General features: G+C 63.5%; 19 protein-coding genes and 1 tRNA gene. 16 read left to right on the forward strand and 4 right to left on the reverse strand.

Annotated elements, in window-relative coordinates; genetic code table 11:
- Positions 1–60: 60 nt before the first annotated feature.
- The 15 genes from SNE35_RS26200 to SNE35_RS26270 all read left to right on the forward strand — a co-directional run bounded on the left by SNE35_RS26200 (position 61) and on the right by SNE35_RS26270 (position 17,212).
- Positions 61–2,241: a TonB-dependent receptor plug domain-containing protein gene (locus SNE35_RS26200; RefSeq protein WP_320425988.1), complete on the forward strand. Its 2,181-nt coding sequence runs from the start codon at positions 61–63 to the stop codon at positions 2,239–2,241.
- An 18-nt stretch (positions 2,242–2,259) separates the two neighbouring features.
- Positions 2,260–3,330, forward strand: coding sequence for a patatin-like phospholipase family protein (locus tag SNE35_RS26205; RefSeq protein WP_320425989.1), 1,071 nt, complete (start codon positions 2,260–2,262; stop codon positions 3,328–3,330).
- Between the two features lie 169 nt (positions 3,331–3,499).
- The gene (gene thrS / locus SNE35_RS26210) at positions 3,500–5,407 is read left to right on the forward strand and encodes a threonine--tRNA ligase (protein WP_320425990.1); all 1,908 of its coding nucleotides are present in this window, start codon (positions 3,500–3,502) and stop codon (positions 5,405–5,407) included.
- 102 nt (positions 5,408–5,509) lie between these two features.
- Positions 5,510–6,055: a translation initiation factor IF-3 gene (infC, locus tag SNE35_RS26215; RefSeq protein WP_320426170.1), complete on the forward strand. Its 546-nt coding sequence runs from the start codon at positions 5,510–5,512 to the stop codon at positions 6,053–6,055.
- A 130-nt stretch (positions 6,056–6,185) separates the two neighbouring features.
- Positions 6,186–6,389: a 50S ribosomal protein L35 gene (gene rpmI / locus SNE35_RS26220; protein WP_320425991.1), complete on the forward strand. Its 204-nt coding sequence runs from the start codon at positions 6,186–6,188 to the stop codon at positions 6,387–6,389.
- Between the two features lie 29 nt (positions 6,390–6,418).
- Entirely contained in the window at positions 6,419–6,772 is a 354-nt protein-coding gene (gene rplT / locus SNE35_RS26225) for a 50S ribosomal protein L20 (RefSeq protein ID WP_320425992.1), read from the forward strand.
- 101 nt (positions 6,773–6,873) lie between these two features.
- Positions 6,874–7,911 (forward strand): phenylalanine--tRNA ligase subunit alpha, encoded by a 1,038-nt coding sequence (pheS, locus tag SNE35_RS26230; protein ID WP_320425993.1) that lies wholly within the window; start codon positions 6,874–6,876, stop codon positions 7,909–7,911.
- 35 nt (positions 7,912–7,946) lie between these two features.
- Positions 7,947–10,346 (forward strand): phenylalanine--tRNA ligase subunit beta, encoded by a 2,400-nt coding sequence (gene pheT / locus SNE35_RS26235; protein ID WP_320425994.1) that lies wholly within the window; start codon positions 7,947–7,949, stop codon positions 10,344–10,346.
- Between the two features lie 45 nt (positions 10,347–10,391).
- Positions 10,392–10,766 carry an integration host factor subunit alpha gene (locus SNE35_RS26240; RefSeq protein ID WP_320425995.1) on the forward strand — a complete coding sequence of 125 codons (375 nt, stop codon included), beginning with the start codon at positions 10,392–10,394 and terminating at the stop codon, positions 10,764–10,766.
- A gap of 35 nt (positions 10,767–10,801) precedes the next feature.
- Positions 10,802–11,242 carry a MerR family transcriptional regulator gene (locus SNE35_RS26245; protein ID WP_320425996.1) on the forward strand — a complete coding sequence of 147 codons (441 nt, stop codon included), beginning with the start codon at positions 10,802–10,804 and terminating at the stop codon, positions 11,240–11,242.
- A gap of 34 nt (positions 11,243–11,276) precedes the next feature.
- Positions 11,277–11,353 (forward strand) — tRNA-Pro (locus SNE35_RS26250).
- A 336-nt stretch (positions 11,354–11,689) separates the two neighbouring features.
- A complete protein-coding gene (locus tag SNE35_RS26255) occupies positions 11,690–12,802 on the forward strand; it encodes a hypothetical protein (protein ID WP_320425997.1) in 1,113 nt (370 codons plus the stop codon).
- Positions 12,799–13,728 carry a hypothetical protein gene (locus SNE35_RS26260; RefSeq protein WP_320425998.1) on the forward strand — a complete coding sequence of 310 codons (930 nt, stop codon included), beginning with the start codon at positions 12,799–12,801 and terminating at the stop codon, positions 13,726–13,728. Before SNE35_RS26255 ends, SNE35_RS26260 begins: the two co-directional genes overlap by 4 nt.
- A gap of 356 nt (positions 13,729–14,084) precedes the next feature.
- Positions 14,085–14,765 carry a hypothetical protein gene (locus tag SNE35_RS26265; RefSeq protein WP_320425999.1) on the forward strand — a complete coding sequence of 227 codons (681 nt, stop codon included), beginning with the start codon at positions 14,085–14,087 and terminating at the stop codon, positions 14,763–14,765.
- Between the two features lie 662 nt (positions 14,766–15,427).
- Positions 15,428–17,212, forward strand: a complete 1,785-nt coding sequence (locus tag SNE35_RS26270) for a GGDEF domain-containing protein (protein ID WP_320426000.1) — start codon at positions 15,428–15,430, stop codon at positions 17,210–17,212.
- 375 nt (positions 17,213–17,587) lie between these two features.
- Here the strand turns inward: SNE35_RS26270 and SNE35_RS26275 are convergent, their stop codons facing one another.
- Positions 17,588–17,800: a hypothetical protein gene (locus tag SNE35_RS26275; RefSeq protein WP_320426001.1), complete on the reverse strand. Its 213-nt coding sequence runs from the start codon at positions 17,798–17,800 to the stop codon at positions 17,588–17,590.
- Positions 17,801–18,334: 534 nt separating this feature from the next.
- Entirely contained in the window at positions 18,335–19,126 is a 792-nt protein-coding gene (locus SNE35_RS26280) for a substrate-binding periplasmic protein (protein ID WP_320426002.1), read from the reverse strand.
- A gap of 448 nt (positions 19,127–19,574) precedes the next feature.
- Between SNE35_RS26280 and SNE35_RS26285 the strand changes: the two genes are divergently transcribed.
- Positions 19,575–19,997, forward strand: coding sequence for a hypothetical protein (locus SNE35_RS26285; RefSeq protein WP_320426003.1), 423 nt, complete (start codon positions 19,575–19,577; stop codon positions 19,995–19,997).
- A 644-nt stretch (positions 19,998–20,641) separates the two neighbouring features.
- Here the strand turns inward: SNE35_RS26285 and SNE35_RS26290 are convergent.
- A complete protein-coding gene (locus SNE35_RS26290; RefSeq protein ID WP_320426004.1) occupies positions 20,642–21,592 on the reverse strand; it encodes an AraC family transcriptional regulator in 951 nt (316 codons plus the stop codon).
- Positions 21,593–21,642: 50 nt separating this feature from the next.
- On the reverse strand, positions 21,643–22,434 hold the full coding sequence (locus tag SNE35_RS26295) for an SDR family NAD(P)-dependent oxidoreductase (protein ID WP_320426005.1): 792 nt from the start codon (positions 22,432–22,434) through the stop codon (positions 21,643–21,645).
- Between the last annotated feature and the right edge of the window lie 160 nt (positions 22,435–22,594).

Raw genomic sequence — 22,594 nt, forward strand, 5'->3', positions numbered from 1 at the left:
AATGTCATCGGGAACGGGTATCGTGCCGCCCGTTCTGGAAATATTGTTGCTGGAGTGCCATTGAATCTGCATCCGATCGCCGCCGCCTGCGCGCTGGCCGCCGCCACTGTTCCCGCCTTCGCGCAAGACGGCCTGCCCGACACCCAGCAGCCGCGTGCCGGCCAGAAGCTGGAGCGGGTCGAGGTCACCTCGCGCCCGTCGACGGACACCGACCTGCGCCGCAAGTCGCCGGTGGCCAAGCAGATCTACGGCCGCGAGGAGCTGGAGAAGTACGGCGACACGAATGTGGCCGACGTGCTCAAGCGCCTGCCCGGCGTCGATCTGTCCGCCGGCGCGCCGCGCATGCGCGGCCTTGGCTCCGGCTACACGCTGATCTTGATCAACGGCGACCCGGCGCCGCCCGGCTTCGACCTGAGCCAGCTCGATCCGGCGCAGGTCGAGCGCATCGAGATCACCAAGGGCCCGACGGCCGACCAGAGCGCGCAGGCGGTGGCCGGCGCGATCAACATCATCTTGAAGGACGCGCCCAAGGTCACCCAGCGCGACTTGCGCTTGAACGCCAACTACAGTGCCGTGCGGCCAAGCGCGGGAGGCTCCTTCACCTATGGCGAACGCCAGGGCGGTGTCTCGTACTCGCTGCCGGTGTCGATCTTCAGCTGGCGCGGCCTCAACGAGTCGACGACCACCCGCAACATCGACACCGGCACGCCCTGGCAGGCCACGCAGGCGCAGGAGCAGAACTTCTGGGGCGCCGGCTGGAACGCCACGCCGCGGGTGAACTGGAAGATCGACGACGATCAGTCGCTGAACGCCTCGGCCTTCCTGCAGCAAGGGCGCTGGCACTTCAACACGAAGTTCGACACGCTCGCCTCCGAGGGCGCGCCCTACCTAGATTCGAACACGCGCAACCTGGGCGACTGGCACATGGCGCGCGGCAATCTGCAGTACCAGAACCAGCTCAACGACACGCAGCGCCTGGAGCTGAAGGCCGGCGCACAGGACGCCGGTGGCGGTTTCCACAACGACACTTTCTCGACGCCGGGGCGCCAGTCCGACGGCGACAACAAGGACCGCAACCTGACGCAGGGCGGCAAGTTCACCCAGATCCTGAACGATGCGCACAGCCTGACCGGCGGCTGGGACCTGGAATGGCGCCGCCGCGACGAGACGCGCACGGTGCTGGTCGACGGCCAGCTGCAACTGCCGGGCGTGGACGGCCAGCCCTTCTCGGCCCGCATCGATCGCCAGGCCTTCTTCGTGCAGGACGAGTGGGAGATTTCGCCGCAGTGGTCGGCCTACGTCGGCCTGCGCACCGAGCGCATCCGCACCGAGACGGCCACCGACGACGGCGACCAGCACGTGAACACCAGCAGCGTCACGACGCCGCTGCTGCACCTGAACTACAAGTTCGACCCCAAGGGCCGCGACCTGATCCGCGCCAGCCTCACGCGCAGCTACAAGGCGCCGAACCTGAACCAGCTGCTGGCGCGGCCGGCGCTGTCGGGCCTGTACCCGGATCCGACGGTGGGCAATATCGACCAGTCGCCGGACAACATCGGCAATCCGAACCTGAAGCCCGAGCTGGCGACCGGCCTGGACCTGGCCTACGAGAAATACATGCAGGGCGGCGGCATGATCAGCATCGGCGGCTTCTACCGTCGCGTCAGCAACCTGATCCGCAATGTGGTCACGCTGGAGCAACCGGGGCCGGACATGTTCTGGTCGCCGGTGGCGCGTTACGTGAACCGGCCGGTGAACTTCTCGCGTGCCCAGGCGGCGGGCCTGGAGCTGGAAATCAAGGGCCGCGCGGGCGAGCTGATGCCGGGATGGTTCGACCCCAAGCTGCCCCTGAACCTGCGCGCTTCGCTGAACGTGTACCACTCGCGCGTCGACGCGGTGCAGGGCCCCAACAACCGGCTGGATGCGCAGCAGCCCTGGTCCGCCAACGTCGGCTTCGACTACCGGACCAAGAGCCTGCCGATCAACCTGGGCGCCAGCTTCGCCTACACGCCGGGCTACCTGACGCAGCAGACGGACGTGCAGTCGACCGATGTCTCGCGCACGCGTTCGCTGGACATGTTCGCGCAGTACATCCTCAGCAAGACCAGCTCGATCCGCGTCTCGGCCAACAACTTCGCGCCGGTCGACACGCAGAGCGAGGTCTTCACCCGCGACGGCTCGACCTTCACCGATCGCAAGGCGCGCACGCAGTTCGGCGTCACCTGGGAGACCAAGCTCTGATTCAATAAACTTGTGCGCATGCAAGCACTGCACATCCATGCGGGCCCTCGGGCCCGTTCTCTTTTGGCCGAGCGCGGCCTGCGCGCGCAGGACGTGCGGGTGATTCCCGGCGCGGCCGGCGGCCCGAAGGGGCTGATCCTGAAGTCGCTGGACCAGCACATCTTCGGGCCCTGGCTCGGCGCCTCGACGCAGGAGGTGCACCTGGTCGGCGCCTCGATCGGCGCCTGGCGCATGGCGACCGCCTGCCTCGGCGACGCCGAGGGCGAGTTCGAGCGGCTGGCGCACGAGTACGTCTACCAGCGCTACGACAGCAAGCCGGGCAAGATGCCGACGGCCGAGGACGTGACGCGCGGCTTCCGCAGCAAGCTGTTGGAGGTGTTCGGCGGGCGCGAGCAGCAGGTCTTGTCGCATGCCCGCTACCGGCTGCACGTGTTCACCTCGCGCGGCCGGCACGTGCTGGCGCGGGAAGGGCGGCTGCGCACGCCGGCCGGCTACCTGGGCGCGTTCGCCGCCAACCTGATGGCGCGGCGGGCGATGGGCGCCTGGCTGGAGCGGGTGGTGTTCTCCGATCCGCGCGACCCGCTGCCGATGCCGCTGCACGACTACCGCAGCCGCCAGGTCGAACTCACTGCACATAACCTGTTACCTGCGGTGCTGGCGAGCTGCTCTATCCCGTTCTGGTTGCAGGCGGTGCACGACATTCCGGGCGGCCCCAGGGGCGCCTACTGGGACGGTGGCATCACCGACTATCACCTGCATCTGGACTACGCCTCGATGATCGGCGACGGCATCGCGCTGTATCCGCACTTCCAGCGCCAGGTGATTCCGGGCTGGTTGGACAAGGCGCTGAAGGGCCGCCACGGCGCCACGGCCTTCCTCGACAACGTGGTGCTGCTGGCGCCGAACCCGGAATGGGTGAAGACGCTGCCGCGCGGCAAGCTGCCGGACCGCGACGATTTCAAGCATTACGGCGACGACACCGACGCACGCGCCAAGGCCTGGCTGCGTGCGATCGCCGAGAGCGAGCGGCTGCGCGAAGAATTCGTCACGGCCTGCGAGCGCGGCCGCATCGACGCGCTGCCACTGTAGAATCGCGCGATCTGCAATCCACAAGAGCGAGAAAGGCACGATGGTTATGACACCGCGAACTACGACCACCACCCCCACTCGGGTTTAGTCGCCGCGGCCAGCTTTCGTCTTTCCAACTCCAAAAGCGCGGCACAGGCCGCGCTTTTTGTTTTGTCTTCAAGGATTTCCCATGATCTCGATTCAACTCCCCGACGGTTCCAAGCGTGAGTTTCCGCAGGCCGTCACGGTGGCCGACGTGGCCGCTTCCATCGGCACGGGCCTGGCCAAGGCTGCATTGGCCGGCAAGGTCGACGGCAAGGTCGTCGACACGAGCTACCTGATCGACAAGGACGCGCAACTGGCGATCGTGACCGACAAGGACGCCGACGGCCTGGAGGTGATCCGCCACTCGACGGCTCACTTGCTGGCCTATGCGGTCAAGGAACTGTTCCCCGAGGCGCAGGTGACGATCGGCCCGGTCATCGAGAACGGCTTCTACTACGACTTCTCGTACAAGCGCCCGTTCACGCCCGAGGACCTGGTGGCGATCGAGGCCAAGATGGGCGAGCTGGCGAAGAAGGACGAGAAGGTCACGCGCTCGGTGCTGCCGCGCGACGAGGCCGTGGCCTACTTCAAGAGCATCGGCGAGGATTACAAGGCCGAAATCATCTCCGGCATCCCGGCCGACCAGGATGTGTCGCTCTACGCCGAAGGCAAGTTCACCGACCTGTGCCGCGGCCCGCACGTGCCCAGCACGGGCAAGCTGAAGCATTTCAAGCTGATGAAGGTGGCCGGCGCCTACTGGCGCGGCGATCACCGCAACGAGCAGCTCCAGCGCATCTACGGTACGGCTTGGGCGACCAAGGACGAACTGCAGAAGTACCTCGTCATGCTGGAGGAGGCCGAGAAGCGCGACCACCGCAAGCTCGGCCGCGAGCTCGACCTGTTCCACATCGACGAGCACGCGCCGGGCGTCGTGTTCTGGCATCCGAAGGGCTGGACGGTCTGGCAGGAGGTGGAGCAGTACATGCGCCGCGTCTACCGCGACAACGGCTACCAGGAAGTGAAGGGCCCGCAGCTGCTGGACAAGAGCCTGTGGGAAGCCTCGGGCCACTGGGACAAGTACAAGGACAATATGTTCACGACGGAATCGGAGAAGCGCGACTACGCGCTGAAGCCGATGAACTGTCCCGGCCATATCCTGATCTTCAAGCACGGCGTCAAGAGCTACCGCGACCTGCCGTTACGCTTCGGCGAGTTCGGCCAGTGCCACCGCAACGAACCCACGGGCGGCCTGCACGGCATCATGCGCGTGCGCGGCTTCACGCAGGACGACGGCCACATCTTCTGCACCGAAGACCAGATCCTGCAGGAGTGCGTCAATTACACGGCCCTGCTGCAGAAGGTCTATAAGGACTTCGGCTTCACGGAGATCATCTACAAGGTCGCGACGCGGCCGGACGCGCGAATCGGCTCGGATGAGGTCTGGGACAAGGCCGAGTTCGCGCTGATGGAATCGCTGCGCGCCTCGGGCGTGGACTTCGTCATCGCCCCGGGCGACGGCGCCTTCTACGGCCCGAAGATCGAGTACACGCTGAAGGACGCGCTGGGCCGCCAGTGGCAGTGCGGCACGATGCAGGTCGACTTCTCGATGCCTGGCCGCCTGGGCGCGGAGTTCGTGGACGAGGACGGCCAGCACAAGACGCCGGTCATGCTGCACCGCGCGATCGTCGGCAGCCTGGAGCGCTTCATCGGCATCCTGATCGAGCAGCACTCCGGCGCCCTGCCTGCCTGGCTGGCCCCGGTGCAGGTAGTGATCGCCAACATCACCGATGCGCAGGCCGATTACGTTGCAGATATCGTGAAAGCGCTGCAAAAACAAGGGCTTAGAGTCCAGGCCGATTTGCGGAACGAGAAGATTACGTATAAAATCCGTCAGCATTCCTTGCAAAAGGTTCCGTACATCCTCGTCGTTGGCGACAAGGAGAAGGCGAACGGAGCCGTTGCGGTGCGCGCCCGTGGCAACCTGGATCTGGGTGTGATGGCTCTGGAAGACTTCGCTGCGAAGATCTCCGCCGACATCACCCAAAAACTCTGAAAAGGGTCTGACGAGACCCTTTCGGTGATCCTCCCGGCCCCAGGGCGCGTTTGTTTTTTATTGGAGCCTCCACGCCTTGGGGCTCGTTGAAAGGTACGCACCATCGCTACTTTTGCTGACCGTCGAGCGATTCCTGAGCGCAAGCACAGGCTGAACCGCGAAATCATGGCTCCCGAAGTCCGTCTGAATGGCCCTGAGAATGAGCCGATCGGCGTCGTGAGCATCCAGGAAGCCTTGCGCATGGCGGGCGATCTGGACGTGGATCTGGTCGAGATCTCCGCCACTGCCAACCCGCCGGTCTGCCGGCTGATGGACTACGGCAAGTTCAAGTACCAGGAGCAGAAGCGCGCGGCGGAAGCCAAGGCGAAGCAGAAGATCATCGAGATCAAGGAAGTCAAGTTCCGTCCGGGTACGGACGAAGGCGACTACCTGATCAAGATGCGCAATCTGCGCCGCTTCATCGCTGAAGACGGTGACAAGGGCAAGGTCACGCTGCGCTATCGCGGCCGCGAGATCACCCACCAGGACATCGGCATGCGACTGCTTGAGCGTATCCGCGACGAACTGGCCGATGTGGCCGTGGTCGAGAACATGCCCAAGCTCGAGGGCCGCCAGATGATCATGGTGCTGGCCCCGAAGAAGCGCTGAAGTCAGGCGCGTAGGTTTTTGAATTCAGCCCGTCGATCTGGTCGTCGGCGGGCTTATTAGTCTCCTGAGGCCGAGCAAGTGCACCGAGGAATCGGGGCCGCCCCAGGGACGTTCTTAAAAGGAGCATCACATGCCCAAAATGAAGACCAAGAGCAGCGCGAAGAAGCGTTTTCGCGTTCGTCCGGGTGGCACCGTCAAGCGCGGTCAAGCGTTCAAGCGCCACATCCTGACCAAGAAGACCACGAAGAACAAGCGCCACCTGCGTGGCACCTTGTCCGTGCACGAGACCAACATGGGCCACATCGCACAGATGCTGCCCACGGCTGGTCTGTAATCCCATCACTTAACAAAAGGAGTTAAAACATGCCTCGCGTTAAACGTGGTGTTACCGCTCGTGCCCGTCACAAGAAGGTCCTGGCCCTGGCCAAGGGCTTCCGGGGTCGCCGCAAGAACGTCTTCCGCATCGCCAAGCAGGCGGTGATGAAGGCGGGTCAGTATGCCTACCGTGACCGCCGCACCAAGAAGCGCGTGTTTCGTCAGCTGTGGATCGCGCGTATCAACGCAGCGAGCCGTGGCCTGGGCCTGACCTACAGCAAGTTCGTGGCTGGCCTGAAGAAGGCCCAGATCGACATCGACCGCAAGGTCCTGGCCGATCTCGCCGTGCACGATCCGGCTGGCTTCAAGGCCATCTTCGACAAGGTGCAAGCCGCGCTGTAACCCGCTCTACAAGCTGGCCGCTTCGCTGCGGCCCGCCCTGGCAGGTACCTGCAAGGCCGACACCTTGGTGTTCGGCCTTTTTTCATTTTCCGATTCCCGCGATGAACGATCTCGATCAACTGCTTCAGGCCGCCCAGGCCGACTTCGCCGCCGCGGCGACCCCCGCCGACCTGGAAAACGCCAAGGCGCGTTTCATCGGCAAGTCCGGTCGCGTGACCGAACTGATGAAAGGCCTGGCCGCGCTGTCGATCGAGGAGAAGAAGACCCGCGGTGCCGAGATCAACGTCCTGAAGGCCGGCATCGAGGCCGCCCTGAACGCCCACCGCCAAGCGCTGGCCGACGCCGAACTTGAACAGCAGCTGAAGGCCGAGGCGCTCGACGTGAGCTTGCCCGGCCGCCAGCGCGGCACCGGCAGCCTGCACCCGATCACCCGCGCGATGGAGCGCATCGAAGGCATCTTCGGCTCGATGGGTTTCGACGTGGCCGATGGCCCCGAGATCGAGAACGACTGGTTCAACTTCACCGCGCTGAACACGCCGGAAGACCATCCGGCCCGCTCGATGCACGACACCTTCTACGTCGAAGGGGGTCATGTCTTGCGCACGCACACGAGCCCGATGCAGATCCGCTACGCGGTCCAGCACGTCAAGAAGCACAAGCACCTGATCGACGCCGGCCAGCCGATGCCCGAGATCCGCGTGATCGCGCCGGGCCGCACCTACCGCGTCGACAGCGACGCGACCCACTCGCCGATGTTCCACCAGGTCGAAGGCCTGTGGGTCGGCGAGAACATCTCGTTCAAGGACCTCAAGTCTGTCTACGTGAACTTCATGCAGCAGTTCTTCGAGACGACGGACATGGAGATCCGTTTCCGGCCGAGCTACTTCCCCTTCACCGAGCCCAGCGCCGAGATCGACATGATGTTCGGCTCCGGCCCGCTGAAGGGCCGCTGGCTCGAGGTCTCCGGCTCCGGCCAGGTTCATCCGCAGGTGATCCGCAACATGGGCTTGGACCCAGAGCGCTACATCGGCTTTGCTTTCGGCTCCGGCATCGACCGGCTGGCCATGCTGCGCTATGGCGTCGGCGACCTGCGTCTGTTCTTTGATGGCGACCTGCGATTCCTGTCGCAATTCAAGTAAGCCGCAAGAACACAACGCCCCAAGAGAACAGACCCATGCAATTCCCCGAATCCTGGCTGCGGAGCTTCTGCAACCCCGCGCTGAACACAGAAGAACTGGCCGAACTGCTGACGATGAGCGGCCTCGAAGTCGAAGAGCTGCGCCCCGTGGCGCCGCCGTTCAGCGGCATCGTCGTCGCCGAGATCCTGACGGCCGAGCAGCACCCGAACGCCGACAAGCTGCGCGTCTGCACCGTCAATGCCGGCGGTCCGGAGCCGCTGCAGATCGTCTGCGGCGCACCCAACGCCCGCGCCGGCATCAAGGTGCCGCTCGCTACGATCGGTGCCGAGCTGCCCCCGGGCGAAGACGGCCAGCCCTTCAAGATCGGCAAGGGCAAGCTGCGCGGCGTCGAGAGCTTCGGCATGCTCTGCTCGGCCCGCGAGCTGAAGCTCAGCGAAGACCACGCCGGCCTGCTGGAGCTGGCTGCCGACGCGACCATCGGCCAGAACATCCGCGAGCACCTGAAGCTCGACGACAAGCTGTTCACGCTGAAGCTGACGCCCAACCTTGCTCACGCGCTGAGCGTGTACGGCATCGCCCGCGAAGTGTCCGCGCTGACCGGCGCGCCGCTGGTCACCCCGGAAATCAAGCCGGCCGCAGTCACGCTGGCCGACAAGCTGCCCGTGCGCATCGAGGCGCCGGATCTCTGCGGCCGTTTCTCCGGCCGCATCATCCGCGGTGTGGATACGAAGGCGAAGACGCCCGCGTGGATGGTCGATCGCCTGGCCCGCTGCGGCCAGCGTTCGGTGACCGCGCTGGTCGACATCTCGAACTACGTGATGTTCGAACTGGGCCGCCCGACGCACATCTTCGACCTCGACAAGATCGATGGTGAACTGGTCGTCCGCTGGGGCCGCAAGGGCGAGCAACTGAAGCTCTTGAACGGCAACACGATCGAGGTCGACGAGACCGTCGGCGTGATCGCAGATCGCTCCGCCGTCGAATCGCTCGCCGGCATCATGGGCGGCGACCACACCGCCGTCTCCGACGACACGAAGAGCATCTACGTCGAGGCCGCGTTCTGGTGGCCCAAGGCGGTCGCCGGCCGTTCGCGCCGCTACAACTTCTCCACCGATGCCGGCCACCGCTTCGAGCGCGGCGTCGACCCGGCGCAGACGGTCGAGCACATCGAGCGCATCACGCAGCTGATCCTGGAGATCTGCGGCGGCGAGGTCGCCGCGATGGACGACCAGATCACGCAGTTGCCCGAGCGCAAGCCGGTCACTTTGCGCGTTGCGCGCGCCGCCAAGATCATCGGCATGCCGGTCACGCAGGCCGAGTGCGCCGGCGTGTTCAAGCGCCTGGGCCTCGAGTTCACTGAAGGCGAGGGCACGCTGACCGTCGCCCCGCCCAGCTGGCGCTTCGACATCCAGATCGAGGAAGACCTGATCGAGGAAGTCATCCGCGTTATCGGCTACCCCAAGCTGCCGGCCACGCCGCCGCTGGCGCCGGTCGTCGCCAAGGTGCGCTCGGAGACGCGCCGCGCCACGCATGCGCTGCGCCACGCGCTGGCGGACCGCGACTACTTCGAGACGATCAACTTCAGCTTCGTCGAGGCGCGCTGGGAGAAGGAGCTGGCCGGCAACGACACGCCGATCCAGCTGCTCAACCCGATCGCAGCGCCGCTGGCCGTGATGCGCAGCACCCTGATCGGCAGCCTCGTCAACGTGCTGAAGTACAACCTCACGCGCAAGGCACCGCGCGTGCGCGTGTTCGAGATCGGTCGCGTGTTCCTGCGCGACGCCACGGTCGTGGAGAGCGATTCGTCGATCGCCGGCGTGGCTCAGCCGATGCGGGTGTCAGGTCTTGCCTATGGCCCGGCCGACCAGTCGCAATGGAGCCAGCGCGATCGCACCATCGACTTCTTCGACGTCAAGGGTGATCTCGAAGCGCTGTTCGCGCCGCTCAAGCCCGAGTTCGTGCCGGTCCAGCATCCGGCGCTGCATCCGGGCCGCAGCGCCAGCGTCGTGCTCGACGGCAAGGCCGTCGGCGTGATCGGCGAGCTGCATCCCAAGTGGCGCCAGGGCTATGAGCTGCCCAGCGCTCCGGTCGTGTTCGAACTGGAGCTCGACGCCGTGCTGGCGCGCTCGCTGCCGAAGCTGGAGGCAATCCCGCGCCAGCAGGCCGTGCTGCGCGACATCGCGGTGATGGTCGGCGACCAGGTCACGCACGAGGCGTTGATGAGCGCGATCCATGGATCGGCACACGGCGGCCTGATCCGCTCCGCCCGCCTGTTCGACGTCTTCAAGCCCGCGCAGGGTGAGGAACGTTCGATGGCTGTGCGCCTTGAACTGCTCGACGACGAGGCCACGCTGACCGACGAACGCATCGAGCAGGCGGTGACCGCCGTCGTCCAGGCGCTGTCCGAGCGACTCGGCGCGCGCCTGCGCGGGTGATGCAAGAAGAAGAGTGAGACCGGGGACGGACCAATGAGGATCGACATGAGCGACGACAACAACAACGATGACGTCACACCGCCGCGCCTGCTGCTGCCCAGCATCGAGACGCCGACGCTGACCAAGGCCGACCTGGCCGAGTTGCTGTTCGACAAGCTCGGCCTGAACAAGCGCGAGTCAAAGGACATGGTCGAGGCCTATTTCGACATCGTCCACAGCACGCTGGTGCGTGGTGACGACGTGAAGCTCTCCGGCTTCGGCAACTTCAACATCCGCCGCAAGGCGCCACGCCCGGGCCGCAATCCGCGCACCGGCGAATCGATCCCGATCAAGGCGCGCAATGTGGTCACTTTTCACGCCAGCCACAAACTGAAGGAACAGGTGCAAGGTGATACACCCGTCGAGGATGACTTCGAGTAGAGTCTGTCCTCCCCACCGGAAGCCCTTGTTTTTGAATGGATAAGTCCCTGCCCTCGATACCGGCGAAGCGCTACTTCACCATCGGTGAGGTGAGCGACCTGTGCGGCGTCAAGCCGTACGTGCTGCGCTATTGGGAGCAGGAGTTCACCCAGCTCAAACCGATGAAGCGGCGCGGCAACCGGCGCTACTACCAGCACCACGAAGTGCTGCTGATCCGCCGCATCCGCGACCTGCTGTACGACCAGGGTTTCACGATCAGTGGCGCTCGCAACCAGTTGACCGACGGCCCGCGCGCCGGCGCTGCGGACCTGTCCCCGTTCAGTCCGGACGAGAGCGACATGATCGCCATCGCCGGTCTCGACGGCGATCAAGGCCTCGAAGCCGCGAACAGAGAAGACCTGCTGCCGAGCGGCCGCCTGTCGATCGATCAGGTCCGCGCGGAACTGCTTTCGATTCGCGAGTCTCTTCTTGCCTGAGCGGTGAAATCCTGCATATAATGCAAGGCTCAGTCGGAGCGTAGCGCAGCCTGGTAGCGCACTTGCATGGGGTGCAAGGGGTCGCGAGTTCGAATCCCGCCGTTCCGACCAGAAATAGCAAGACAGATCAAGGACTTAGAAGCTTCGGCCTCTAAGTCCTTTTTCATTTGCTTCTCGATTTTTCGTTTTGGGGGCAACCGTAGGGGCAACCAAGATCACTCAAGTGGCGTCCTTCCCTCATAGCCGGCGGCCCCTTCGAAACCGCCAGAGCCGACCCCTGGCCGGTTGGTCGACTGGGACGAATACCGGCCGGTGCCCGACTGATGACATGTCGAGTGGTTTGAACCTCATCGCGGTTTTCATGCCACGGGATCACATTGGCGATCAGCCGGCGTTGCAGGCTGCGCTTCGTTGGAGGTGCTACTTTCAAGTAAAGTAGCGCCTTACATGGCAAGTAGCATCTTTCAAACCGAGTCTACGAACGGGCTGGCGGACGGATTCTTCCATTTCGAAGGTCGGGGCACGCGCGCGCCCGTGCTGGTGCAGATCAAGGCGACGACGAACGCGCGGGATCTTCGCGATGCCATGTTGGGACTCGTCTACCAGTTGGAGGAACCGAACCATCAGGGCGACATGGCCTTGTGTTTGCTGGTGAAGTCCCGGCTGACGTCCTCGCGCTTGATGGAAGAGCTGGATCGGTTCCGAAGAATTCTCGAGCCTGGCCTCAAGGACAGGATCTTTCTCGCTGCCATGAACGACCATGGCGGCATCCATGGGCGCTTACCGGATGGCGATGTCCGCTCCGGCGAGTACGGACTCCTCCCATTCCTGCACGAGGCGGTTCGTTCGACGCTGAGTCAGGGGGGTAAGAAGGTCAGTCGGCAGGCCGTCAAGTCCGCGCTGATCAACCGATGGGTGCGCGGGGAAGGGCGGCAAACGATGCCGGGCCTCCAGCACGATACAGGTGCGAGCCGTCCGACCATACAGGCGGCGTTGTCGGATCTGATGGCGATGGGCGTCCTGGACCACTTGCCGTCGCCCCATGGCGTCAGCCTGTATCAGATGCCTTGGCCGGCTTGGCGAGCGCTTGCCGGAGAGCATGCGGGGCTGCGCCGCAGCTATCGCTATGTCGATGCCACGGGCCTCGCTCGATCGCCGGTGCGGATGGCCGAAAGATTGGCACATCCACGGAACGAGGATCGGCGCGGACTTGTGGCCTTGGGTGGTGTACTGGGTGCGCGCCACTACTTTGCCGACCTCAACCTGTCCGCACCGACGCGACTTGATCTGAGCATCTACGACGGGGACCTGGGCTTCGTGCGTGAACTGGATGGTGGTTTGGTGTTGAGTGACGATCCGCAAGCCAGGCCAGTGCTGGTGGTCCATCGGACCATCGACCGCGAGGCCTCTGCGACGATTGCGCCCGAGGGCGCCGTCGCGTCCCCGATGGATTGCATGGCTGATCTTATCGAGAGCGGCCTGTTGGAACAGGCCGAGGAGTTCTCCTGGCGACTGAACAAGTTGGCGGAGGAGAACTTCGTCAAGAGGCTCAACCTATGACAATTTTGGATCTGCTGTCTCCCGAAAAAGTGCTGCGTCAAGTTGCGGATGCCATCCCTGACGAAGCGCGGCGATCGGTCATCGTCATAGGCAGCCTGGCTGCCGCGTTTCGCTTCTTCGAGGACGATGAACATGCGGCCGTGCGAACGAAGGATGTCGACGCCATGGCCGCGCCGGGACTCAAGGCCTTGATGACCGCCAAGGACATCGCGGAACAGTTACTGAGCAGCGGATGGACCCAGCGGGTGGATCAGAAATTTGGTCCGCCGGGTTCTCCAATGGATGACCTCGAAGCCCTGCCGATGGTCAGACTTCGGCCCCCAGGCCAGTCGGCCTGGTTCCTGGAACTGTTGGCCGCTCCGATTTCTGAAGATCTGACAGACAAGCCCAGCTCGGGCAAACGCTTACAACGACTTGTCACCGCCGTCGGAGACTTCGTAATCTGCAGTTTCGACTACCTGGCGCTTGCCGAATGGCGACCTTTCGAAACGAGGTTCGGTGTCAAGATCGCTCGTCCGGAAATGATGGCGCTGGCCAACCTGCTCCACCATCCTCGGATCGGTGAGGCGAGGATCGGCGGCACTGACGAAAAGCGCTCGAACAAGGATCTCGGGCGGGTGCTAGCGCTCGCCTATCTCGCGCTTGAGCGGGATCGACGCCTGGACCTTGACGAGTTCGCCGAATGGCCTGTGTCGATGTGGCAGGCGCTGCAGGACAAATTCGGGCAGGAAGCAGCGGCTCTGGCCCTGAGGGCTGGCCAAGGGATCGCAGCGCTGCTAGCTAGCCCGCCGGATCTCCAACAGGCGCTCGTCAACGCCAACAACGGCTTGCTCGCGTCCAAGAACGTGAACATCGAGGTCTTCGCCGCGGTCGGCCGCCAACTTACGGCCGAGGTCATCGAGCCCCTCGCGGCTGCCGTTAACTGAGGCAGCCGGACACTAACCCGTCGGTTTGCCGACCCGCCTTGCCCATCTGTCTGTTTGCCGTCGTTTGCCGTTGAGCCTAGGCGAGCCAGTGCGAGGGTGGCGTATGCCTTCTGCGCATTGATCTCGGCCAACACCATCGAAAATGCCGTTACTGCCTAGCGAGCGAACTAATTTGACTGCTAGCCAGTCTCCTGTTTTGCAGATCAGGGTCTTTACCGATGTCGGAGGCACTTACAGCATCCAACCCCAAGCATCGGCGATTGCAGGCAAGCCATTGTTTTTCCCAAAGTTTCTGCGACTGGCTCGATAGCTGCTTGATGGCGCGCTCGACGACAACAAGGACAGGGAGGAAACCAATGAACACTTTCGGTACAGTCGCTCGCTTCGTTCGCCGCGGCATGCTTGCTGTCGTCTTGCTTGGGGCCGGAGCATGCCAGGCATCGCTCGTCACGTTGACATTTGAAGGTTTGTCGGACCTCGCCAAAGTCGGCGATTTCTATGATGGCGGACTGGACGGAGCCGGCCAGGGCCCTGGCCCGGACGATGGCATAAAGTTCAGCTCCGACGCGATCGCCCTGATCGCTAGCTCCGCCGGTGGCTCCGGCGTCTTCTCCGGCGCTCCTTCCGGCGTCGGTGCGCTGTTTTTCCTCAGCGGTGCCGGCACCACGATCAATGTCGCCGCGGGCTTCAGCAACGAGTTCTCGCTGTTCTATTCGGCATTCGCCGGTGGCAGCTTCAGCATCTACGATGGCCTGGACGGTACGGGGACACTGCTGGGCTCCGAGACCTTGGCGGTCACGCCGAATACGTCGAACCAGTTGAACGCCTGGGTGGAAGGCATTGCGGATTTTTCCGGTACAGCCCACTCCGTTGTGCTCAGTGGCGTTGCCAACAGGATCCTGTTCGACAACCTGTCCTTCGATATCGGGGCCGCCGACAACTCTATCCCGGAGCCAGGCAGCTTGCCGCTTGTCGTCACGGCAGCGGCAGTCCTGGGTTTGGCTGGACAACGGCGCGCCCGCGCTCTTCGTAGTTGAGCGCGGCTGCCCGGCGCGGTCCTTCGGGGTGCCCTCGGGGATAGATCCGGACAGGCCTCAGCGGTGAGCTCGCTGCGCGTGCTGCGGCCGGGTGCCTCGTGTTTCGCCAAGGCCCGTTCGTCGCACCTTCAATCACGCGTTGACCAAGCTCCAGGAAGGTGGTCATCGCGATGGATCTCATTGGACCCGTCCATTCGCACAGTGTTTGGGACTGCTCCGGGGCGGGTGTGAGACTCACCAGATCGCGGCTGGTGTTGTCTGCGCGGAACTGTGTCGATGAGCACAAATACTTAGCCCGGTCGACAGCTTGTGCACCGTAAATTCAGGGTTTACCCGAATTTATCATCTTCAATGGGCAGGATGCACGCTGTCTTCATAAGAGGTGTACCGAAATGGAACTGATCATTGCCACTCTGGCCGTCTCTGTCATTGCGCTTTTTGGCCAATTGGGCGATTCACTGGGCCGAGGCTTCCGGATCCGCCGCGGTTGAGGTGTAGGGCTTCGCCTGCGCTGGCGAGGTCGCGACCCTGCGGCAACTCACGCGCAGGTCGAAGTTGCTCGGGAGCCATTCGCAACGCTTTTGGCGCCGAAGTCTTGTTCATTTGCGGATCCAGTCCTGATCGGGACAATCAAGCCAGCTTCACCTCCCGATGCAGGCCCAATGACTCCGCATGCCCCGGTCACGCAGTCACTCAAGATCGAGCTGGATCAGCTGATCGCCAGCCAGAATTTCGACATCCACTTCCAGCCTATCGTGGATGTGGCGAAAGGCCGGATCATGGGTTACGAGGCGCTCACCCGCGCGCCGGCGACTTCCGCTCTTCATTCGCCGCTCGTGCTGTTCGACTTGGCCGCCACGGTTGGCAGGCTAATCGAATTGGAGCGGTTGATCACGCGACGAATTGCACGACGCTTCATCGAGTTGCAGTTGCCGGGTCGCCTGTTCATGAACCTTACGGCGGACACGCTGGTCGCCGCGAAGGATCGACATGAGCTCATTGCGCAGGACCTAGGCGCCATCGGCGTGCGTCCCTCCAGCGTGGTCCTCGAGCTGACCGAGACGCGTCCGGTGATCGACATGGAATCCTTGGATCAAACGGCAGAGTCGCTGCGGCAGGTCGGATTTTCTCTGGCGCTGGACGACCTGGGCGAGGGCTTTGCCAGCCTCAAGCGTTGGGTCGACCTGAGGCCGGAGTTCGTCAAGATCGATCGGCATTTCATCGACGGCGTGGCGGGCGATCCACTGAAACAGCAGTTCGTGCGCTCGATCCTCGAGATGGCGTCGCAGAGCGAGGCTTGCGTCATCGCCGAGGGCGTCGAGCAGGAAGGCGATCTTCGGATCCTGCGCGGGATTGGCATCCACTTGTGCCAAGGCTATTTCTTCGCCCGGCCGTCGCCGACTCCGCGCACCAGCCTGCGTGCCGAGATCGTCCAGCAATTGAACCTGGATCCTGTCGAAGGCGCCACGTCCGAATCCGAAGCGAAAAAGGAAATCGTCGCGCGGGACCTGAGCCGAGCGGTCCCGACCGCGCACCCCGCAATGACATGCTCGGACGTCATCGCCCTTTTTGCCGCTGACGAGCACCTGTATTCCATGCCCGTGCTCGATGGCGACGGGCCGCCGCTGGGCATCCTCCGCTCGGCCAGCGTGCTCAAGCGCGGCGCTGAGCGCTTCTTCGTGGACTTGTTCGGCCGCAAGAGCTGCCTGGAACTGATGGATCGCTCGCCGCTGGTCTTCGATGCCGAGGCCAGTCTGCAGACCATGAGCGAGGCCGTGGCCAATACGGACGACCGCTATATGGTCGATGGTTTCCTCATCACACGACAGGGCCGGTATGTGGGTGCTGGACGAACCTCCGACCTGTTCAAGGCCATCGCCAGCCACCAACTGCTGCTCGCGCGTGACGCCAACCCGCTCACGCTGCTGCCGGGCAACGTGATGATCGAGAGGCAGATGGCGGCCCTGCTGAACTCCGGGGAGGAGTTCGTTGTGGCGTACTGGGACTTGACGTCGTTCAAGCCCTTCAACGACACACTGGGCTACCGTGCTGGCGACGAAGTGATCCGCTACGTCGGGCGCCTGCTGACGGAGTCCGTGGACGATTCGGGAGGTTTCGTGGGCCATGTGGGCGGCGATGACTTCATCACGCTGCTGACGACCCCGGACTGGGAGGCGCAATTGGGCCGCATCTGCAAGGACTTCGACCATGGGCTGCATCGCTTTGTCGATGTGGACACGGCCTTGAACGGCGGCTATCGCGCGCGCAGCCGGCAAGGGGAGGAGACTTTCTATCGGCTTCCGACGCTCTGCGCCGGCGTGCTGAAGATAGCTCCGGGGCAATTCAGCTCGGTGCGCCAGGTCTCGCTGGGCCTGGTGGAACCCAAGCGCCGTGCGAAGGCGATCTTGGACCGGAGCGGATTTTTCATTGAGCGGCGTCGGACGTGAGGTTCCGGCGCAGCGAGACACCCGGGCGACCCTGAGGGTGTGACAGCGCTGAATATGCCATCGAGCATTGCGGCTATCTGCGCCGAGTCCATGGCGATGCGCGTCTGTCGGCACGACGATGGCGATGCAATCATCCAGGCCGCGTGCCATCCCGGCAATCCAAGCCCCCAGTCAATGGACGAGCAGCCTGGTGGAGTGGATCGCTAAAACGCCATCGAACGATGCCGCCACCGGGAACCCGTCCGCCTGGACCTGATCGTTCAGCGAGCGGCCACTCCAGATCCAACGTACTCGACGCACCACGGCGGCTTGCCAAGCCGCTCCGGCTCCCGACCTTCAGCATGTGCCGAATTCTTGTCGACGCCGCTCCTGGATCTATTGCAATCGCCGGAAACGCAGTCGATCGATGAGGCCATTGCCGTCGGCAGCAGGCTGTCGGTGTTCATCGATGATTTCAAGGCGCCCTTGGGCCGCCAGCTTCTGCAACTCGCGTGCAGCGCTGTCAAACACCAGGGGATGTTCGAGCGCGCTCCCGGCTCGCGGCAATTCGGTGATCTCGCCAAAACCAGAATCCAGGTAGGCGTCCATCGCAAGTGATCCCATGATCCATCTCCTTGGGTGATTTCACGTGATGTAGCTGCGGCATGCGGTGAGCCTGGTGCGCTCAGGTGCAGGCGGCATTTGTTCAGATGCGGGCGTGCCGCAGCCGGGGGTATACCTAGACCTTCCGGTCCCGTCCAGTCATGAGAATCTGGGGTTAACCCTGACGTTGCATCGAGATGCAACGTCGCCCTAACTCCTCACTACCCGCCACCAGGGCCAGCTCGGCGAGATGGCCTCCGAGGCCACACTACCTTCACCGCCGCACGCGGATCGTCTGCGTGCCGATTCAGTGCGATGACCACTTCGGCACCGTCGTCGCGAACCAATTCCCAGCACGCATCGGGGAGTAGTGCGTCTTCAGCGACGAGTTCCGGATGGACATCGGCATAGCCCGAAGGGCGCCACAGGGCAACAAGCACGCGAGTAAGAGACACGCTCATGGGGACAAATGGCAGCTGGCTCGGTCATTCTGCCTGAGCATTGCGAAGCTCTCCGCAAGGCACGCGGCGCCGTCGAGCCTCACTTGAGGAGAGCGGCCTGGGCCTCGTCGGGCGGCAAATAGCGTTGAACGATCCGCAGCAGCGTCCCGTCACGCGCCATGGCTTCAAAGATGCCGCGCCAGAAGTGCGCATCCTGTTCGGTGAAGCTTGCCTTGCTGAGCATTAGGCCGGAGCGAGGCGGGACATCGCGAGGAGCCCAATCCACGACACGCAGGCCGGGAATCGGCCGACGTTCCAGCTCGTACCGGTAGACCAGGGGCACCGCCAATGCGGCCTGAACCCGGCCGGCTCGCAGCATGTCGAAGAGGCGAGGGCTGTTGGGGACAAGGTCCAGTCGTCCTTGCTTGGCCAAGTTGGCGATGAGATCGTCGTAGGGGGCTCCGTGCCTGTAGCCCCGCACGGCGGCGAATCGGAGCGTCGGTGATTGAAGGAACTCCTGCCCATTGCGAATGGTGGTGAGGACGCCCTCCCGCAGCAGCACATAGTTCTTCTGCTGCAGATACGGCACGTACCAGGCATAGCGTTCCCGCTCCTTCGACTGAATAGCCGTCAAGGCCATGTCGAGGTGCCCCGATTCCAGTTCCGACCAAATGCGAGCCCGTGGGTAGACCTCACCGCTGATCGCGCATCCGCTGCGCCTTTTCATTTCCTCGACGAGGTCAACTTCCATGCCGCTGCCGCCATGGTAGGCGTGGCCAAACTCGAAATGGGCCAGCTTGATCGGCCGAGGCGGACAGGCCGCATGCGCCAGGTTCGCGCAGAGCATGCCGATGGTGATCAGGCTGGAGCGGCGTGAAATCCGGTGACGCATCTCGGCGTTCCCTCGTTTATGAGGCGATCGTTCAGCAGATCATAGGGATAGGGGAGGGGAGTGTCGAAATATGGGCAGTGTGCTGGGCATCGCGCTTGCCGTGCTCAGCAAGAGTGCAGCCGGAGATGCCATGAAGCCACCTGTCGTTCACCAGCCCGTCACCCCGCCCGATCCGAGTTCGACAGCAGACTCACCCAACAGTGCCGCGACAGATGAGCGGCAGCCCGCGATCTCCAACCCGGAGAAGTCCCGCGACAAGCCTGCATCGGGTGCGTCCGGGCCTGACACAAGTCGGCAAGGACTCGTGGGCGACTTCGGCCCGCTCGTTGACAACCCGAGTTCGTCAGACAAGGACGGAGCCGGTGCCGACGAGCGGAAGTCGCCATAGCAGGTTGCAGGACGAGTTGACATTCATGTGGCCGTCGCAAGCGACCTCAAGAATGGCCGCATGGCGGAACCTGATTTATCACACGAGGACCCGTCGGCTCCTCTGGCACGAGCAATTGCCGAGTTGGACGGCTTCGTCCGCAAACTCAGCCTCGATCTGCCTCGCTCCATGCCGTGGCAGCGGCAATTACACGTGCAACTTGGCCGTGCCGAACATTTGGTGCAGATCTTGCGGATGACAATCTTGTTGAAGCACTCTCGCGAGGAAGCGATCGAAGCCGGCCGCGAACTAAACGCGGCTTGCCGAGCCGCGCTGGGTGCACTGCGCGCCAGTAGGGCAGACGTGAAGACCAAAGGCTCCGTGGCCTGTATGGTTGCCGCGAGTGGATTGATTGGCGAGGCGCTGACTAATGAAGATGGCTTGCAAGGATTGCCATCTGACGCAGACTCAAATAGCGAATCTGTGCCTCCTCTGCGGCGTTGAGCTCGCACAGGTGCCATTCGATTGTCGGCAAGGTCGCGGCCTGTCGGCGGGGTTGCCGCCGGAGACACCGGAGATGATGTCCACCTCGTCGAGCATCGTCTTGGTCTGACCTTCCCAGACGATGGGCGTCTCCTGCATGACCTCCATCACGGCGTAGGCAAGGGCTGCAGCGCGATAGCCACCGCCTGACAGGCTGACGACGATGTTCAGACTGTCGGTGTTGGAGCCGCGTTCGCTGTGCGCAGTGCATATCCGGCCGCCGGAGATGCCATGACCTTCGGTGCGTTGACTGGACAGTGGGCTGTGGAACAGCCGCCCAATACAACGGCCGCGAGCACTGCACGCGCGATTGCACAGATCATGGCGTGTCTCCGGCTGGACACTCTGTTTTTTGTACCTGAATGCCGAGTTCGACGCCAATTACATAATCAACCAAAAGACTATTTCTGCTCTAGTCCAGAAACTCCACACCTGAACGGCGCTGCGGACCTTATGTTGCGCGCCTTGAGCCAACTTTAGCGCGACCTCGGACGTTTTTGCCCGGCCATATGGACTTCGGCTTCCGACTCAGTGCCGACCCTCGCTCAAGGTTACTAGACGCCAAAAAGCGGAAACTTGCCACCGATTCCCCATGAGGTGTCGCGTCAATGGGTGCGCATTCTGAAAGAACTCGGTGATTCACCCTTCCACGCCTGGTAGGCGCGGATGAAGGAGTTGGGCTCCTGGAAGCCGAGCAGGAACGAGATCTCGCCGAGCGAAAGTTTGGACTGGTGCAGGTAGTGGTCCGCCAACTCCGTGCGGGTCGAGTTCAAGATGTCCTGAAAGTTCTCGGCCTCCGTGGTCAGCTTTCGCTGTAGCGTTCGCTTGCTCATGGCGAGCCGGCCCGCCACCGCGTCGATGCCCGACTCGCCGCTGGGCAGCGCCTCCAGCAGCACCGCCCGCACGCGCCGCGCAGTGGAAGCATCCGCATTCATGTCGGCCAGCCGCTGGTTCAGCTTGCTTTCGAAGAACGCCCACATCGCCGCATTCGAGGTCATGAAGGGCCGTGCAGCATCCGTGGCGGAGAAGCGCAGTTCGGTCCGCTCGGCCTTGCGTAGCGCGCAGCCGAAATACACCTCGTATGGCGTCACGTCCCGCGGCAGATCCGGAAGCGTTACCGCCAACGGCACGATGCGTTCGCGTGTGCCCATCCGGATCAGCTGGCACAGAAACACCAACTCCATCAGCCCAAGCGAACGGGGCAGCGGCTCGATGGCGCCATAGCAACTCAAGCTCAGCAGCGTGGAATTGCGGCCCTCGTTGACGTCCAGCAGCATCGGGCCAATCAGCGGCTTGTAGTGGCTCAGCCGTCGGGCCGCGATGTTGAAGTTCGCGCTGCAAAGGCTCGCGAAGATCGGCGCGTCGAAGGCTTCGGCGTTGAGGTGCCGAGTCAGCAGCAGCGGCACTTCGCGCTCGCCGGCCGCCTGTTCGATGCCGCGCCACAGCCTGAAGTACTCGGCCGGCGTCAGCGCCGAATCCGGCCGTTGGAACAGATCGGCCGGCAACGCTGCGTGAGCCAGCGCCACGGCGGGGTCGATCTGGAGGTCGAGCAACATCAACCTCCAGTTGCTGCCAATCACAAAGCGTTGGGCTCTCGTTGTCATGGTCAGGCGGCTGCCTTTTCCATGGCTTGGCGGGACATGCGCAGGGCCGTCTTGCGAGGCAGCATGGGCACGATCCAGTTCATCATGAACTTCAGCTTTCCCTCGTTGAAGGCGACGAGTTCGCCGCGCTCCATGGCGTCGTAGCCGCATTGGGCCACCGACTGCGCGGACTTGGCCTGCTTCCACAAGTCCACGCCTTCAAGGTTCCCCGCTTCCACGAACCCGGTGGCCACCGCTCCAGGGCACAGCGCCGTCACGGTGACGCCGTAGGGCGCCGCTTCTTCAGCGATCGCCTGGCTGAACGACGTCACGTAAGCCTTGGTCGCGTAGTACACCGCTTGAAGCGGCCCGGGCATGAACGAGGCCGTCGACGAAACGTTCAGGATGCGCCCCAGCCGGCGTTGCACCATTCCCTTGAGATAGAGACGGGTCAGATCGGTCAGCGTGCTCATGTTCACCTGCATCATCGCCTGGGCATCGGCCAGGCTTTGATCGTGAAAGAGTCCGTGGCCGCCGAAGCCCGCATTGTTGATCAGCACGTCCACGCGCAGGCCGCGCGCCTCGGTCTGGTCGAAGATGCGCTGTGCGGCACCCGACTCGGCCAGGTCTTGCACGATCACAGTGGCCTTGATGCGCCACTTGGCTTCTAACTCGAGCTTCAGCGCGTCGAGCTTCTCTCGCGAGCGCGCCACGGGCACGACGTCGCCACGTTTGCTCGCGTGCACCCGCGCCAGTTCCATGCCGATGCCGCTGGAGGCTCCGGTGATCAGGGCGGTGTCGAAAGGCTTGTTCATGATGTCCTCGCTCAGTTGGGTTGGAATGGAGTCATCGTAGAAAAGCCGATCGCGCCGCGCACTGGCGAAGTGCGACAGCTTGCTATCCGATCGCGACAGTGGTTCATTCCCCCTACAGACGGGTCTGCGGCGAGTTCGCTCCAGAGGATCCGGTTCAATT

The organism is Roseateles agri, from assembly GCF_034043675.1.
GTDB lineage: Bacteria > Pseudomonadota > Gammaproteobacteria > Burkholderiales > Burkholderiaceae_C > KK5.